Raw genomic sequence first — 17245 nt, forward strand, 5'->3', positions numbered from 1 at the left:
TAGTCAATTAGTCTAGAGTACGTTTGATTTCAACGATTTCGAATACTTCGATCTGGTCGCCAACGCGAACGTCGTTGTAGTTCTTAACGCCGATACCACACTCGTAGCCATTCTTAACTTCTTGAACGTCATCTTTAAAGCGACGAAGTGATTCTAGCTCACCTTCGTAGATAACAACGTTGTCGCGTAGAACGCGGATTGGGTTGTTACGCTTAATTAGACCTTCAGTAACCATACAACCAGCGATTGCGCCCAGTTTTGGTGACTTAAATACGTCACGTACTTCAGCAAGACCAATGATTTCTTGCTTGAATTCTGGAGCAAGCATACCACCCATTGCTTGTTTAACTTCGTCAATCAATTGGTAAATGATTGAGTAGTAACGTAGGTCAACACTTGCTGCTTCAATCGCACGACGAGCAGATGCATCCGCACGTACGTTAAAGCCAAGGATGATTGCGTTTGAAGCTTCTGCAAGAACTGCGTCAGTCTCAGTAATACCACCAACACCAGAACCAACGATGTTCACTTTTACTTCGTCAGTAGACAGTTTCAGTAGAGAGTCTGCGATTGCTTCTACAGAGCCTTGTACGTCAGCTTTCAGTACTACGTTTAGTTCAGCAACTTCACCAGCAGTCATGTTAGAGAACATGTTCTCTAGTTTAGATTTCTGCTGACGAGCAAGTTTCACTTCACGGAACTTACCAGCACGGTAGTTCGCTACTTCACGCGCTTTACGCTCGTCACGTACTACTGTTGCTTCATCACCTGAAGATGGTACGCCTGAAAGACCTAGGATCTCTACAGGGATAGATGGACCAGCTTCTGTGATTTCTTTACCTAGTTCGTCACGCATTGCACGAACACGGCCGTATTCTTGACCACAAAGAACGATATCGCCTTTGTTTAGCGTACCTGATTGAACAAGTACTGTTGCAACTGGACCGCGACCTTTATCTAGACGAGATTCAACAACAACACCAGATGCCATGCCTTCTGCTACAGCTGTAAGCTCTAGAACTTCAGATTGAAGAAGGATTGCTTCTAGAAGACCGTCGATGTTTGTACCCTGTTTAGCAGAGATGTGAACGAACATGTTCTCACCGCCCCATTCCTCAGGGATTACGTCGTATTGAGCTAGCTCATTCTTAACGTTGTCTGGGTTCGCGTCTTCTTTATCGATCTTGTTCACAGCAACAATCAGAGGAACGCCTGCCGCTTTCGCGTGCTGGATCGCTTCAACTGTTTGTGGCATTACGCCATCGTCTGCTGCAACTACAAGAACAACGATATCTGTCGCTTGAGCACCACGAGCACGCATAGCAGTAAACGCCGCGTGTCCAGGAGTATCAAGGAACGTGATCATGCCGTTGTCAGTTTCAACGTGGTAAGCACCGATGTGCTGTGTGATACCACCCGCTTCGCCTGAAGCAACGTGAGTACGACGGATGTAGTCAAGTGTTGACGTTTTACCGTGGTCAACGTGACCCATGATTGTTACTACTGGAGCGCGTGGTACTGCTTCTGCGTTTGTATCACGATCAGATAGCACTGCTTCTTCCAGTTCGTTCTCTTTACGAAGAACTACCTTGTGACCCATTTCTTCAGCAACAAGTTGTGCTGTTTCTTGGTCGATCACTTGGTTGATAGTCGCCATAGCGCCCATCTTCATCATTACTTTGATAACTTCTGTCGCTTTAACCGACATCTTGTTAGCAAGTTCAGAGAGAACGATTGTCTCACCGATTACTACGTCTTGTTTTGCTACAGTCGCAGACTTATCGAAACCGTGTTGCATTGAAGTTGGCTTAGCAAGTTTGCCTTTGTTACGGCCTTTGCCACCACGTTGGTTACGACCACCGCGTGATTGCTCTTCTTTTGCTGGTTTCTTCTTCTTACGACGAGCACCACCTTCTTCTTTACGGTCAGCTGCATCTTCAGCTTCACGAGCGTAACGAGAAGTAGTTACGTGGTAGTCAGAGTTTTCAAGCTCTTTCTTTTTAGTCTCTTCTTCAGACCAACGAGCTTCGTTCTCTTCTGCAAGTTTACGAGCTTCTTCAACTAGCTTAGCCGCTTCTTGCTCAGCTTTACGTTGGGCTTCTTCTTCCTGACGACGCTTTAGCTCGTCAGCTTCTTTCTTCGCTTGCGTATTAGCATCCGCGTTTTTTGCATTCATTTCTTTCTTAGCCTTATCAGCTTGTGCGCGTTTTGCCTTTTCTTCAGCTTCACGTTTTGCATCCGCTTCACGTTTCGCTTTCTCATCGGCTTCGCGCTGTGCTTTCTCTGCAGCTTCACGTTTGGCTTGTTCTTCAGCCTCACGCTTCGCAAGCTCTTCAGCTTCACGTTTTGCTGCTTCCTCAGCCTCACGTTTTGCGTCGTCTTCGATAGTGCTGCGCTTCACATATGTGCGCTTCTTACGCACTTCTACTTGAACATCCTTACTTTTGCCGCCACCTGCTGCAACACTTAGCGTGCTACGAGTCTTACGTTGAAGCGTCAGTCTAGTAGGTTCAGATTCGCCCGACTTATCGCCGTGCTCTTTCTTCAGGTGAGAGAGAAGCTTTTGCTTCTCTTCATCCGATACATGGTCAGAACTCGCTTTGTTCATGCCAGCGTCAGCAAGTTGTTCCATTAAGCGGTCGACTGGAGTACCAATCTCTTCACTCAGAGCTTTAACTGTTAATTGTGTCATGCCGCTTCCTCCTTGCTGATATTATGCTTCTTCGCCGAACCAACAGATGTTACGTGCAGCCATGATAAGCTCACCTGCGCGTTCTTCTGTCAGGCCTTCAATACCTTCTAAATCATCGATACCTTGGTCGGCTAGATCTTCTAGTGTTGCTACACCTTTTGCTGCCAACTTGAATGCCATCTCACGCTCTAGACCTTCAAGGCCTAGTAGGTCTTCAGCAGGTTCTAGACCTTCGAAAGACTCTTCTTGCGCTAGGGCAATTGTCGTTAGTGCGTCTTTCGCACGGCTACGAAGTTCTTCTACAAGCTCTTCGTTTAGGCCGTCTACGTCTAGCAGTTCATTAACTGGAACGTATGCGATTTCTTCTAGCGTTGAGAAACCTTCTTCAACAAGCAGTTGAGCGAAGTCTTCTTCAATGTCTAGGTACTTCATGAAGTTTTCGATAGACGCTTGAGACTCTTCAGCGTGTTTCTTCTGAAGATCTGCCACAGTCATTACGTTCAGTTCCCAACCAGTTAGTTGAGATGCTAGACGTACGTTTTGACCGTTACGACCGATAGCTTGCGCTAGGTTGTCAGCTTCAACAGCGATGTCCATTGAGTGTGCATCTTCATCAACGATGATAGAAGCAACATCAGCTGGTGCCATTGCGTTGATAACGAATTGAGCTGGGTTATCGTCCCAAAGAACGATATCGATACGCTCACCGCCAAGCTCACCAGATACTGCTTGTACACGTGCACCACGCATACCAACACACGCACCTACAGGGTCGATACGCTTGTCGTTTGTTTTAACAGCGATCTTAGCGCGAGAACCTGGATCACGTGCAGCGCCTTTAAGTTCGATGATTTCTTCAGCGATCTCTGGCACTTCTACACGGAACAGTTCAGCCAGCATTTCTGGCTTAGAACGAGTGATGAACAGCTGGAAACCACGCGCTTCAGGAGCAACTTTGTACAGAAGACCACGAACACGGTCACCTGGACGGAAGTTTTCACGAGGAAGTTGGTCATCACGTAGGATTACCGCTTCTGCGTTGTTACCAAGATCAAGTACAACCGTCTCGCGGTTTACTTTCTTAACAACACCAGTGATCAAATCACCTTCGTTGTCGATGAACTGCTCTACGATTTGCGCACGCTCAGCTTCACGTACTTTTTGTACGATAACTTGCTTAGCAGTTTGCGTCGTAATACGGTCGAATGTAACCGATGGGATATCGTCTTCTACGAAATCGCCTAGTTGAATGTCTGCATCTTCGTATTGTGCAGCTTCTAGAGAGATTTCTTTTGTTGGGTTTTCAACATCTTCTACAACCAACCAACGGCGGAATGTTTCAAACTCACCCGTTTTACGGTCGATAGCTACGCGTACATCGATTTCGATTTCGTACTTTTTCTTTGTAGAAGTTGCTAGAGCAATCTCAAGAGCCTCAAAGATACGCTCACGAGGTACCGCTTTTTCGTTCGATACCGCTTCTGCTACCGCTAAAATTTCTTTACTCATTGTATTTAGCCTCTAAGCTTCAAATTTTTTAGGGAACTAAAATTTAGGGATCAGGTTAGCTTTTGAAATGTTACTTAGAGCAAACTCTTCTTGTTGCCCTTCACAAGTAACTGCAATTGTCTCACCATCAACGCTGTGGATAATACCTTTCCACTTACGACGGTTTGCAACAGCCATTTTCAATACGATGCTGACCTCGTGACCAATAAATTGCTCGTAATGTGCTGCTTTGAAAAGTGGTCTTTCTAAGCCTGGAGAAGAAACTTCTAGGCTGTAAGCAACAGAAATTGGATCTTCAACGTCTAATACTGCGCTTACCTGATGGCTAACTTCAGCACAGGCATCTACGTTGATACCATTTTCATGGTCGATGTAGATACGCAACGTTGAGTGCGCACCCGCACGAATAAATTCTAATCCAACCAACTCGTAGCCTGTTGCTTCTACAGGAGCTTCAAGCATTTCAGTAAGTTGTCTTTCTAAACCAGTCATTTGAACCACTCCAGAAACAAAAAAAGGGCTCAGAGCCCAATCAAAAAACCAAGCAGTGATCCGAGTTAAATTACAAAAACTCAGATAACAAAAAACCCCGAAAGTCGGGGTTTTATGCTGCTGGACCCTGATACGTTAAGAATAGCCAAAAATTGCTTTTCTTAACTCACAATGTGGTTAGCACTGTGCAAACTTGCCAATCGAATCATTCTTTCCATATGAAAGAAGAGATTGGTTGCGGGGGCCGGATTTGAACCGACGACCTTCGGGTTATGAGCCCGACGAGCTACCAAGCTGCTCCACCCCGCGTCCGACTTGCTGAGCATTATACGCTCAACTAAGTGATTTACAAGTTTGTAAATTCATGGTGCCGAGAGAGGGACTCGAACCCTCACACCTAAGGCACTAGCACCTCATGCTAGCGTGTCTACCAATTTCACCATCTCGGCTACATAAACCTTTACAGCTTATTGTGGAATCTCATCACCTGTAGGTGCTGGAACTTCACTTGCTGCATCTTTAACTTGTTCTACAACTGGTTGACCTAGTGTTGGGTCTACCCATTGTGACTCAGTCTTATGCGTAGACATACGACCAAGTAGCAAGCTAACGATAAAAAATACGGTTGCTAAAATAGCAGTTGTTCGGGTTAAGAAATTACCTGAGCCGCTTGCACCAAACACTGTGTTTGAAGCACCTGCACCGAACGAGGCTCCCATATCTGCGCCTTTACCTTGTTGAATCAACACAAGGCCAATCACACCAAGCGCCGCCAACAGGTAAATCACAAGTAGAACTGAAAACATTTTTTTCCACCTATGTTCCAAATTGTTGAGCCAGCGCCGTTCAAAAACAATCGCGTTTATTTATGAACAAGGCTAGCGACCTCCTAACGGGAGGCGGAGCAATACTAGCGAAAGCCAGTAACGCTGACAAGGGAAAATTAGTAAAAAGTCACCACCAACGCACTAAGCGCTCAAAAAAAGGGCAAAAGTTGCCCTTTCCTCTCGCAGAATGGGTTAAAGCAATGATTAACAACTTGCTTTTACAGCTTCTGCAATCTTAAGCGCAGAGCTTTGAACAAGTTCCGCATCTTCACCTTCCACCATTACACGAATAAGTGGTTCAGTGCCCGATTTACGCAGTAATACTCGGCCTTTGTCGCCCAACTCTGCTTCTACTTCTGCAACTGAGTCAAGCACTGCATGCGCTTCTAGTGGGTTGCTTTCACCAGCAAAACGTACATTCTCTAGTACTTGTGGGTAAAGCGTCATACCTTGAGACAGATCGTGCAATGTCATTTCGCTACCGACAACAGAGGCAAGTACTTGTAACGCTGCTACGATAGCGTCACCAGTAGTCACTTTATCTAGCAAGATAACGTGGCCTGAGTTTTCTGCACCGATCTTCCAACCTTTAGTAAGTAGTTGCTCCATCACGTAACGGTCGCCAACCGCAGCACGCACGAACGGAATACCCAATTGCTTCAGGCCATTTTCCATACCTAAGTTAGTCATTAGCGTACCAACGACACCGCCTTTGAGTTCGCCGCGACGCAGTGCATCACGAGCAATGATGTAAGCAATTTGGTCACCATCGATCTTGTTGCCCAAATGGTCAACCATGATGATACGGTCACCGTCACCATCGAACGCAAGGCCCAGGTGAGCTTGCTCTTCTACAACACGTTTTTGTAGCGCACGAACGTCTGTCGCACCGACTTCAGCATTGATGTTAGTACCGTTTGGCTCAACGCCCATTGCAACAACGTCAGCACCTAGCTCTTTAAATACATTAGGAGCGATGTGGTAAGTAGCACCATGGGCACAATCAACCACAATCTTCACGTTCGCTAGGCTAAGATCTGGTGGGAAGGTGCTCTTACAAAACTCGATGTAACGACCAGCCGCGTCGTTCAGGCGGGTTGCTTTACCAAGCTCAGCTGACTCCACACATTCAATGTCTTTATCTAGCTCAGCTTCAATAGCAAGCTCGATATCATCCGGAAGCTTAGTACCCTCAGATGAAAAGAACTTAATACCGTTGTCGTAGTAAGGGTTGTGAGACGCTGAAATAACGATGCCCGCTTCCGCTCGGAAGGTTTGCGTTAGGTAAGCAACCGCTGGGGTTGGCATTGGACCAGTAAAGGTTGCTTTCAGGCCAGCAGCGGCAAGACCGGCTTCAAGAGCAGATTCAAGCATGTAACCAGAGATACGCGTATCTTTACCGATGATAACTTTTTTTGTGCCTTGTTTCGCTAGTACACGACCAGCTGCCCAGCCAAGCTTCAGTACAAAATCTGGAGTAATTGGGTATTGTCCAACTTTACCGCGTACGCCATCAGTACCGAAATAACGTCTTTTATCAGACATAAAACTTTCCTTAATTCTTTTAGATATTTTTGTTCGTCATCTCAACCACTTTCATTGCTTCAATGGTTTCTTCAAAGTCATGAACTCGAATAATTTGCGCGCCTTTCATCGCCGCGATAGTCGCACAGACGACACTCGCATTGGTGCAGTCAGCCGCTGGCTTATCCAACAACTTGAAAATCATGGACTTACGCGACATACCAGCAAGGATTGGCAAGCCAAATTCATGGAACTTATCGAGATGAGCGAGCAAATGATAATTGTGTTCTATGGTTTTGCCAAAACCAAAACCTGGGTCAAGGATAAGTTGAGACTTATCGATACCCACAGCCTCACAAGCAGCAATTCGTTCTTGAAAGAATGCAGAGACATCTTCCATCAGATCATCGTATTGAGGATTGGCTTGCATCGTACGTGGCTGGCCTTTCATGTGCATCAGGCAAATTGGCAAGTTAGCTTCTGCTGCGACCTCTAATGCTCCTGGCTCTTGAAGCGCACGAACATCGTTAATGAGGTCTGCGCCAGCAGCAACCGCTTGGCGCATCACTTCAGCTTTACTGGTATCAACAGAAATCCAAACATCGTGCCTATCACGTATCGCTTGGATAACAGGAATCACACGTTGCAGTTCTTCTTCTAATTCAACATCAGGGGCACCTGGTCGCGTTGATTCACCACCGATATCGATGATGCTCACACCAGCGGCGATCATTTTCTCAACTTGAGCAAGCGCTAATTCAAGTGAGTTAAATTTACCACCATCAGAAAATGAGTCAGGCGTGACATTGAGGATTGCCATAACATGTGGGCGAGAAAGATCGAGAGATTTGTTGTTTGCTTTAATAATCATAGTGTTAATAATCACAACAGATACAAAAACCCCGAGCTTAACTCGGGGTTTATTATCAAAGACTACTCTTTATTCAGAGTCTTTCTTTTCTGGCGCTCCGCTTGAAGTCGCTTCTTGAGACGTTGATTGCTCTACAGGTTTTGTAGGCTCAACAGGCTTCTCTTCTACTTTTACTTCAGGCTTCGCTTGAGGCTTATCGTTATCTTCTGGATTGCTTGGCTTGTCGCCCCAACCAGCAGGTTCACGGATCTCAGATTTGCGCTCCATTAGGTCATCAATCTGGCCAGCATCAATGGTCTCATACTTCATTAGCGCATCTTTCATCGCATGCATGATGTCCATGTTATCTTCCAAGATTTTCTTCGCACGGTCATAGTTGCGGTCGATGATCTTACGAACTTCGTCGTCGATCAGCTTCGCCGTGTCATCAGACATGTGTTTAGTCTGTGTCACACTACGGCCAAGGAACACTTCACCTTCTTCTTCCGCGTACAGTAGCGGACCAAGTTTCTCAGAGAAGCCCCATTGCGTCACCATCTTACGAGCAATATCAGTGGCACGTTCGATATCGTTCGATGCACCCGTCGATACTTTATCAGCACCGTAGATAAGTTCTTCCGCTAGACGACCACCGTACAAGCTAGAAACCATTGATTCTAGATGTTGGCGAGACATGCTCACACGGTCCTGTTCTGGTAGGTACATAGTCACACCAAGCGCACGACCACGTGGAATGATAGACACTTTGTACACCGGATCATGTTCTGGTACGAGGCGACCAACAATCGCGTGACCTGCTTCGTGGTAAGCTGTTGACTCCTTTACTTCTTCAGACATCACCATCGAACGGCGCTCTGCACCCATCATGATTTTGTCTTTCGCCAGTTCAAACTCAACCATTGAAACGTTGCGCTTGTTACCACGCGCAGCGAACAATGCAGCTTCGTTTACTAAGTTTGCTAGGTCAGCACCAGAGAAACCTGGAGTACCACGTGCGATTAGAGAAGGCTCTACGTCACCTGCTAGAGGCACTTTACGCATGTGTACCTTAAGGATCTGCTCACGACCACGTACATCTGGAAGACCAACAACCACTTGACGGTCAAAACGGCCAGGACGCAATAGCGCAGGGTCCAATACGTCAGGACGGTTAGTTGCTGCGATAACGATGATACCTTCGTTACCTTCGAAACCATCCATCTCAACCAGCATTTGGTTTAGGGTTTGTTCACGTTCATCGTGACCACCACCAACACCAGCGCCACGCTGACGACCTACCGCATCGATCTCATCGATAAAGATGATACAAGGTGCTGCTTTCTTCGCTTGCTCAAACATGTCACGCACACGAGATGCACCAACACCTACGAACATTTCTACGAAGTCAGAACCAGAGATAGTAAAGAACGGCACTTTTGCTTCACCGGCAATAGCCTTCGCTAGAAGCGTTTTACCAGTACCAGGAGGACCAACCATTAGAACACCTGTTGGAATCTTACCGCCTAATTTCTGGAAGCGGCTTGGGTCACGTAGGTAATCAACAAGTTCTTTAACATCTTCTTTTGCCTCGTCACAACCTGCAACGTCGGCAAAAGTAGTCTTGATTTGCTCTTCGCTCATCATGCGAGCTTTGCTCTTACCGAAAGACATAGCGCCTTTACCGCCGCCGCCTTGCATTTGACGCATGAAGAAAATCCATACACCAATCAGTAAGATCATAGGGAACCAAGAGATGAAAATTGTGCCAAGTAGGCTTTGCTCTTCAGGAGGCGTACCTTGCACTTTCACGTTTTGATTGATTAGGTCATCCAGAAGCTTTTGATCATACACTGGCATGTAAGTAACCATTTTGGCACCGCCGCCGCGACGAACAAAGCTAATCTCACCGTCTTTAAAAGTTGCTTCTTGAATCTGGCCTTGGCCAACTTCCTGTACAAACGTGGTGTAATCCACGGTTCTGCCATTGCTTTCTCCAGGGCCAAAGCTCTGGAATACCGACATCAATACGACAGCGATAACAAGCCACAGAATTAAATTTTTTGCCATGTCACTCAAGGTGTCAGCCTCTCGATAACTAATTGTAATTAAAGGTAGGGTACTACAGTTCATTACCTGTAGCTATAGTGTTAACCATACTCTAAACCAGCGAAATGGTTAACCTTTGTAACCAGTGGCTACAACAAAGACTTCTCGTGAGCGAGCTCGCGATGAGTCTGGTTTTCTGATTTTTACGACTTTAAACATGTCTCGGACTTCTTTCACAAATTGATCGAAGCCTTCACCCTGGAAAACCTTTACGACAAAGCTACCATTAGGTGCTAGAACTTGTCGACACATATCTAAAGCCAATTCAACTAAATACATAGCTCGTGGCTGATCTACAGAATTATTACCAGCAATGTTAGGCGCCATGTCAGACATTAATACGTCTACCATTGAAGGTTGGATTCTTTCTAACAGAGCATCTAATACTGCCTCGTCACGAAAGTCACCTTGTAGGAAGCTTACGCCAGCGATTGGATCCATAGGCAATAAGTCACATGCAATGATTTGACCTTCTTCACCTATTATATTAGCAGCATATTGAGACCATCCACCTGGAGCGGCGCCTAAATCGACGACAGTCATCCCAGATTTCAACAATTTATCTTTTGTTTGGATCTCTTCAATTTTGAAGTAAGCACGAGAACGGTAGCCTTTTTTACGAGCTTCGTTTGCGTATTTATCATCAAAGTGTTCTTTCAACCAACGACCAGAACTAGCCGAATGTTTTTGTTTACTCATTTTAATCCCAACAAGGCGTAATTAGGAGCTATTGTTTTAATAGGCTCAACCTATTACTCAATAAATTATAGTCTTCAGCAATAGATGGCGTTAAAATAGCTGTTTTCAACCCTTATTTTAAAGAAAATTGGCCGCGTAATGAACCTAAGCACCAAACAAAAGCAGCACCTAAAAGGCCTGGCTCACAGTTTAAAACCTGTTGTGCTAATGGGCGCAAATGGACTTACAGAAGCCGTGCTAGCAGAAATTGAAATCGCTCTTGACCACCACGAACTGATCAAAATTAAAATTGCATCAGAAGACCGTGAGACAAAACAGCTGATCATCGACGCTATCGTACGTGAGACGGGCGCTGAAAAAGTTCAGACAATTGGTAAAGTACTTGTGCTATACCGCCAGTCTGAAGAGCGTAAAATCGAAATCCCACGTAAGTAACCCCTACTTACGCAGCGGAAGAAGAAAAGGTCGCCATGGGCGACCTTTTTTGCATCTACTGTTTATATCAGCGAATAGACAGCATCGCCTAATTAGATGTACTCAACGCTGTCAATTTCGAAGTCTTTCGCACCACCAGGGGTTTGAATAACCACTTCGTCACCTTCCATCTTACCGATCAGGCCACGAGCAATTGGAGAACTGATTGAGATACGACCTGCTTTAATATCTGCTTCGTCGTCACCCACGATTTGGTAGGTTTTCTCTTCTTCCGTATCACAATCAATCAGAGTTACGGTTGAGCCAAAAATCACCTTACCAGTGTTGTCCATCGATGTTACGTCAATTACTTGAGCGACAGACAGTTTGTATTCAATGTCACGAATTTGTGCTTCACAGATACCCTGCTCTTCACGAGCTGCGTGGTATTCAGCGTTTTCTTTCAAGTCGCCTAGTTCACGCGCTTCTGCGATTGCTTCTGAAATTTGCGGGCGAAGCTTTAGTAGACGATCAAGCTCGGTACGTAGCAATTGTTCGCCACGTAGTGTCATTGGAACTTTTTCCATTATATAACCTCAAGGCCAAAGGTGTCTTTGGACAAAAAAAGCCTACCCAATCATGATGATTGGGTAGTACGTTCAAAGATTCTGTTTTGATTAGTTTAAACAAACTGGGATATGAAATCACCCTAATTCGATTTTGCCATCCAATTGCGTGCTTAATACCTTGTCATCAATGGCTTTTAGATTTAACCATCATCGCAGTTTATTGAAAAACAACACTGTTCATTACACTAAAAACATCAAAAAAGATAAAAACAAATCAATGTCAGACTAATGTCATAGCGACACAAATCAATATTTAACAACAACTTAAAAAACAAAAGCAAACAATTGAACACTGTTCATTAGTTGGATTTATATCATTTTACTAACTCATAGGGAAACTTTAGCAGTAAAACATGTCCGGCAAGTTGTTACGTCATCGGTTTTTCAAATGTGGGCGATTCTCACGAATGAAACCATACGCACAACGATAACTTGTGAGAGATAACCTCTCCCCCATAAAACAATGATTATGGACAGCTAACTAGGACAAATAAGATGAAAAAGACTCTAATTGCTCTTTCTGTATCTGCAGCAGCTATGGCAACTGGCGTGAACGCAGCTGAGCTTTACAACCAAGACGGTACTTCTCTAGAAATGGGCGGCCGTGCTGAAGCACGTCTATCTATTCAAGATGGCGATGTAGCGGACAACTCTCGTATCCGTCTAAACTTCCTTGGTACTCAAGCAATCAACGACAACCTATACGGTGTTGGTTTCTGGGAAGGTGAGTTCACTACAGCTGAAAACGGCGACGTAGACGGCAACAGCAATCTAGACACTCGTTACGCATACGCTGGTCTTGGCGGTGCATTCGGTGAAGTAACTTACGGTAAAAACGACGGTGCGCTAGGCGTTATTACTGACTTCACAGATATCATGGCATACGCTGGCAACTCTGCTGCTGACAAACTACCTGCAGCTGACCGTTCTGACAACATGCTATCTTACAAAGGCCAATTCGAAAACCTAGCTGTTAAAGCTAGCTACCGTTTTGCTGACCGTGAACTGAACGAAGCAGGCACTGAATACACTGACAACGGCGCAGATGGCTACTCTCTATCTGCAATTTACGCTTTCGCAGACACTGGTTTTGAACTTGGTGCAGGTTACGCAGACCAATTCGACGTCAGTGAATACATGCTAGCAGCATCATACACAATGAACGACCTATACTTTGCAGGTTTATTAACTGACGGTGATGATTACACGGGCTACGAACTAGCAGCTGCATACACTCTAGGCCAGACAGTATTCACAACTACATACAACAACGCAGAAACTAACAGCGAAACGTCTGCAAACAACTTTGCTGTTGACGCGTCTTACTACTTCAAGCCTAACTTCCGTGGCTACGTATCGTACAACTTCAACCTAATTTCTGAAGGTGATAAGATCGGCAATGGTTCTGCAGTACCAGCAACTAAAGCTGACGCAGAAGACGAGCTAGCTCTAGGTCTACGTTACGACTTCTAATTCAGTCTTACGACTTGAAGATAAAATGCTCGCTTATGCGGGCATTTTTTATATCCAGAATTCTGCAATTTTTCGTTATATACTCAATTGCATAACTAACCTCTCGAACTGTCATTATGCGCTTAAGTTGGTCTTTATTACTTTTTTCTAGTTTCGTCCCTATCACATCAATGGCTTATCCTCATCAAGAGGTTCTGCCAGAAGGCTCTCGTGTCAGCTTGGTTGCTGAAAAACTTAATGGGCAAAGTGAGCTAAAAGGCGTTCATCCCACTGAGCAGTATTTCCCACCAGCCAGCACGCTAAAGGTCGTCACTGCATTAGCGGCAAAACTTGAACTGGGAAACAGCTTTGCGTTTCGCACCACCTTAGAGAGCTCAAACTCAGACACGGTACTTACTTTTTCTGGGGACCCAACGCTACTGACTCAAGATCTAAAGACCATGCTGACACGAGCCAAGAAAAATGGCTTGAGTCAAATCAAAGGCGACCTTTGGTTAGATAACAGCGCTTTTACTGGTTATAATCGTGCTGTAGGTTGGCCATGGGATATTCTTGGGGTTTGCTACAGTGCCCCAGCTGCTGCGATTACGTTGAATGATAACTGTGTCCAAGCTTCTATCTACACGCAAAAAAATGGTTCTACTCGCGTCTACGTCCCAGAACATCAACCAATAAACGTAAAAACCAGTGTTCAAACCGTCTCTAGAAGCGTTCAGAAGAGCCGCCACTGTGATTTAGACCTAATAGCCAACCCTGACAACCAATATGAACTGACAGGCTGTCTGGTTGACCGCGGCGACAAACCGCTTCCTCTTAAATTTGCTGTGCAAGATCCTGAACGCTATACCAGCCAAAAAGTACAAAAGTTACTCAAGCAAATTGGTATCTCATTAAAAGGCAATATTCGAATTGGTAAAGCACCAAAAAAGCCTCGTAAGTTGCTCGCTGTACATAAGTCTAAACCGTTGCCACAACTTTTAGACCAAATGCTCAAACACTCTGACAACTTGATTGCAGATACGCTGACTAAAACCCTTGGTGCGAAGTTTTTTGTTCAACCGGGAAGCTTTACTAACGGTACAGAAGCCATCAAACAAATTATCTTTGCCAATACGGGTGTCGATATTCGTAATGCAAGACTGGAAGACGGCTCTGGCTTATCGCGCAATAACCGAATTTCAGCCACTTCTATGGCGGCCATTTTGCGTTATATTTGGCAGCATGAGAAGGAGCTTAACCTGATCGCAATTATGCCGAAGTCTGGTGAGTCGGGCACCTTGCAATACCGTAAAAGTATGCGTAAAGCACCGATCAAAGGTCAGTTGATAGCGAAGAGCGGTTCGCTGTACGGAACCTATAACATGGCAGGCTATGGATTAGATAAGAACGGAAAACCAAATACTTTATTTGTTCAGTTTGTATCGGACTACTTTCCAGAAAAGAGGGACGATAACAAGCCTGTCGTCCCCCCTATTACGCAGTTTGAGAAGTTATTCTACCAAGACATTGTGAGTTTCAGTCAGGCAATGCCTAAGAAGTAGTTCACCACGGAAAAGTAGATCCACATCCCTGAAATATCGACAATCGATGCTAAGACTGGGCTCACCAAAACGGCTGGGTCCAGTTTACAAGCTCGAGCAATAATAGGAAGTAATCCGCCTAGCGTGGTTGAAATGGTCACCTGAATAAACAACGCGACGGCAATCGCCAACGCGATATCCTCAATCGCAAAGCCTCCTGTCGATTGCCCGCCACTGAATAACATGATGCGGCCGACCATCACGATAGCAATCGCTAACGCGATAAACAGAGCTACGCGGCTTTCTTTCCACAAAACCTCCAACCATTGGCGCTTCTTAAGCTCTCCTGTTGCAAGAGCACGAATCACCAAAGTTGCAGCTTGAGTTCCCGTGTTGCCACCAGCCGCCGCGATAACCGGCATGTAAACCGCCAGCAAAACAAGTTGGCTCAATGTGTCTTCATATTGAGCAATGATTAAGCCAGACACAATCCCTAGTAACGCAAGAGCAACGATCCAGCCAATACGCTGCTTCACATGCCCTAGCACGCTCGTAGAAAGATAACCGTCTGGTGTATCAACCTCCGACATATGCAGACCTAACTGGTGAGCATAGTGACGAGCACGTTTGTCATGCCCAGCTTGTTCAAGTTGAGCAATCAAGCTATTTACATAGCCAACTGAACAGTGCTGCAAAATACCAACCGCCTCATCGATAGGCATAATGGTGAGTAAATGCAGTTGCTGCTCTTGCTCGTATCGCAAAAACGCATTACGAGCGGCACCAATTTCTACTTCAGAAAAGTTTGGTGTTGTTTCAATAAAAGTGTTGTTCATTACCGTCATGGCGAATCTCCCGATTGGCATTGGTAACGACCATCGACAACGCACGCAAAAAGCCTTCAGCACAGTCCATGCGTGTATTAGAAACACTGGATATGCGAAAACATCAATACCAAAGCACTGTCTATTCAGAATTTATGAAAGGAAATAACGAGAAGGAAAAATTAGAAAAGATGCCTCACCACTCAGGTAAGGCGGAGATCGCCAATACCGAAGCGGGTTATTTCGCTCCCTTAATCTTACTCACCCAACAACTGGGAGGATGGTCGGTATTGTTCATGTAAATCTCCGATAAAGCTGCTCACCTAGCAGCGCGCGTATAGTAGCAAAAATGCGTCACTTTTACAGTCAATCTCTTGTGGATTCACCAAATTTTCATACAAAAAAAGCGCCCAGTGGGCGCTTTCATTTTGAGCAGTTATGGATTACCTGATAGTAATACGTGCGAATTTACGTTTACCTACTTGGAATACGTAAGTGCCTACTTCAGGAGCAAACTTCGCATCAGCAACTTTCTCGCCTTCAATCTTAGCAGCACCTTGCTTAACCATGCGCATTGCTTCAGAAGTTGAAGCACATAGACCCGCTTCTTTCAGTAGGTTTGCTACTGGCGTGCCGGCCTCAAAATCAAACTCTGGCATTTCGTCAGGAATTTGGTTTTTCGCGAAACGGTTAACGAACTCTTGCTCTGCTGCATCTGCATCCGCTTCACTGTGGAAACGAGCAATGATTTCTTTCGCTAGCAGAACTTTGATATCGCGAGGGTTCTTACCTGCTTCTACGTCAGCTTTAAACTGTTCAATTTCTTCCAATGGACGGAAAGACAGTAGCTCGTAGTAACTCCACATTAGAACGTCAGAAATAGACATGATCTTACCAAACATTTCGCTTGGAGCTTCGCTGATACCAATGTAGTTACCAGAAGACTTAGACATCTTCTTCTCACCATCTAGACCTACTAGAAGCGGCATCATCAGTACAGCTTGAGGCTTTTGACCGTGAGATTTTTGCAGTTCACGACCCATCAGTAGGTTGAACTTCTGGTCAGTACCACCAAGCTCAACGTCCGTTTCCATTGCTACTGAGTCCCAACCTTGAAGTAGTGGGTACATGAACTCATGAATAGCGATTGGCTGGCCACCAGCGTAACGCTTTTTAAAGTCATCACGTTCTAGCATACGAGCAACGGTTTGGTTCGCTGCAAGGCGAATCATACCTTCTGCGCCAAGCTCAGATAGCCACTCAGAGTTGAACTGAATTTTTGTCTTAGCTGGATCTAGGATTTTGAACACCTGCTCTTTGTACGTTTCAGCGTTACGCAGAACATCTTCACGGCTTAGCGGTGGACGAGTTGAGTTCTTACCTGTTGGGTCACCAACCATTGCAGTGAAGTCACCGATTAGGAACGTCACTTCATGACCTAGTTCTTGGAACAAGCGAAGCTTATTGAAAATAACCGTATGGCCTAGGTGAATGTCAGGTGCTGTTGGATCGGCGCCCAATTTAATACGTAGAGGACGACCTTCTTTTAGTTTTGCGATCAGCTCTTCTTCTGGAATCAGCTCTTCAACACCGCGCTTAATCTCGGCTAATGCAGCTTCAATGCTCGCCATTCTTGTTCACTCCCACAGATTTGGCAAAAATATAATAGCTGAACATCTTACTTGA

15 protein-coding genes and 2 tRNA genes are annotated in these 17245 nt (G+C 45.3%); 4 read left to right on the plus strand and 13 right to left on the minus strand.

All coding sequences use genetic code 11. The features are described 5' to 3' along the window. Positions 1–7 precede the first annotated feature (7 nt). The 10 genes from infB to rlmE form a co-directional block, all read right to left on the minus strand. A complete protein-coding gene (infB, locus tag A8140_RS12685; RefSeq protein ID WP_005530326.1) occupies positions 8–2692 on the minus strand; it encodes a translation initiation factor IF-2 in 2685 nt (894 codons plus the stop codon). A 21-nt stretch (positions 2693–2713) separates the two neighbouring features. After that, complete coding sequence (nusA, locus tag A8140_RS12690) at positions 2714–4201, minus strand: transcription termination factor NusA (RefSeq protein ID WP_005530328.1); 1488 nt, start codon at positions 4199–4201, stop codon at positions 2714–2716. 36 nt (positions 4202–4237) lie between these two features. Then, positions 4238–4693, minus strand: a complete 456-nt coding sequence (gene rimP / locus A8140_RS12695; protein ID WP_005530330.1) for a ribosome maturation factor RimP — start codon at positions 4691–4693, stop codon at positions 4238–4240. Positions 4694–4925: 232 nt separating this feature from the next. Further along, positions 4926–5002, minus strand: a tRNA-Met gene (locus A8140_RS12700). A 56-nt stretch (positions 5003–5058) separates the two neighbouring features. Further along, positions 5059–5142 (minus strand) — tRNA-Leu (locus tag A8140_RS12705). Positions 5143–5160: 18 nt separating this feature from the next. Continuing rightward, positions 5161–5499 carry a preprotein translocase subunit SecG gene (gene secG, locus A8140_RS12710; protein ID WP_005530332.1) on the minus strand — a complete coding sequence of 113 codons (339 nt, stop codon included), beginning with the start codon at positions 5497–5499 and terminating at the stop codon, positions 5161–5163. 225 nt (positions 5500–5724) lie between these two features. After that, complete coding sequence (glmM, locus tag A8140_RS12720) at positions 5725–7065, minus strand: phosphoglucosamine mutase (RefSeq protein WP_005530334.1); 1341 nt, start codon at positions 7063–7065, stop codon at positions 5725–5727. Between the two features lie 19 nt (positions 7066–7084). Beyond that, positions 7085–7915: a dihydropteroate synthase gene (folP, locus tag A8140_RS12725; RefSeq protein WP_005530336.1), complete on the minus strand. Its 831-nt coding sequence runs from the start codon at positions 7913–7915 to the stop codon at positions 7085–7087. A 69-nt stretch (positions 7916–7984) separates the two neighbouring features. Next, positions 7985–9961 (minus strand): ATP-dependent zinc metalloprotease FtsH, encoded by a 1977-nt coding sequence (gene ftsH, locus A8140_RS12730; RefSeq protein WP_033000020.1) that lies wholly within the window; start codon positions 9959–9961, stop codon positions 7985–7987. Positions 9962–10069: 108 nt separating this feature from the next. Next, the gene (gene rlmE, locus A8140_RS12735; protein ID WP_005530339.1) at positions 10070–10699 is read right to left on the minus strand and encodes a 23S rRNA (uridine(2552)-2'-O)-methyltransferase RlmE; all 630 of its coding nucleotides are present in this window, start codon (positions 10697–10699) and stop codon (positions 10070–10072) included. Between the two features lie 138 nt (positions 10700–10837). Between rlmE and yhbY the strand changes: the two genes are divergently transcribed. Beyond that, on the plus strand, positions 10838–11134 hold the full coding sequence (gene yhbY / locus A8140_RS12740; RefSeq protein ID WP_005530341.1) for a ribosome assembly RNA-binding protein YhbY: 297 nt from the start codon (positions 10838–10840) through the stop codon (positions 11132–11134). Positions 11135–11226: 92 nt separating this feature from the next. Here yhbY and greA read toward each other — a convergent pair whose 3' ends face one another. Continuing rightward, complete coding sequence (gene greA, locus A8140_RS12745) at positions 11227–11700, minus strand: transcription elongation factor GreA (protein WP_005530343.1); 474 nt, start codon at positions 11698–11700, stop codon at positions 11227–11229. A 537-nt stretch (positions 11701–12237) separates the two neighbouring features. On the opposite strand from greA, the gene A8140_RS12750 reads away from it, so the two are divergent. Next, positions 12238–13215 (plus strand): porin, encoded by a 978-nt coding sequence (locus A8140_RS12750; protein WP_005530345.1) that lies wholly within the window; start codon positions 12238–12240, stop codon positions 13213–13215. A 116-nt stretch (positions 13216–13331) separates the two neighbouring features. Beyond that, the gene (dacB, locus tag A8140_RS12755; protein ID WP_033000022.1) at positions 13332–14756 is read left to right on the plus strand and encodes a serine-type D-Ala-D-Ala carboxypeptidase; all 1425 of its coding nucleotides are present in this window, start codon (positions 13332–13334) and stop codon (positions 14754–14756) included. Here the strand turns inward: dacB and A8140_RS12760 are convergent. Next, positions 14735–15580, minus strand: a complete 846-nt coding sequence (locus A8140_RS12760; RefSeq protein ID WP_005530349.1) for a magnesium transporter — start codon at positions 15578–15580, stop codon at positions 14735–14737. The genes dacB and A8140_RS12760 overlap by 22 nt on opposite strands. Positions 15581–15594: 14 nt before the next feature. Here A8140_RS12760 and A8140_RS12765 point away from each other — a divergent pair, with 14 nt between their 5' ends. After that, on the plus strand, positions 15595–15861 hold the full coding sequence (locus A8140_RS12765; protein ID WP_033000025.1) for a hypothetical protein: 267 nt from the start codon (positions 15595–15597) through the stop codon (positions 15859–15861). Between the two features lie 141 nt (positions 15862–16002). Here A8140_RS12765 and tyrS read toward each other — a convergent pair whose 3' ends face one another. Then, on the minus strand, positions 16003–17190 hold the full coding sequence (gene tyrS, locus A8140_RS12770; protein ID WP_005530353.1) for a tyrosine--tRNA ligase: 1188 nt from the start codon (positions 17188–17190) through the stop codon (positions 16003–16005). Between the last annotated feature and the right edge of the window lie 55 nt (positions 17191–17245).

The sequence above is a fragment of the Vibrio campbellii CAIM 519 = NBRC 15631 = ATCC 25920 genome (assembly GCF_002163755.1).
GTDB lineage: Bacteria > Pseudomonadota > Gammaproteobacteria > Enterobacterales > Vibrionaceae > Vibrio > Vibrio campbellii.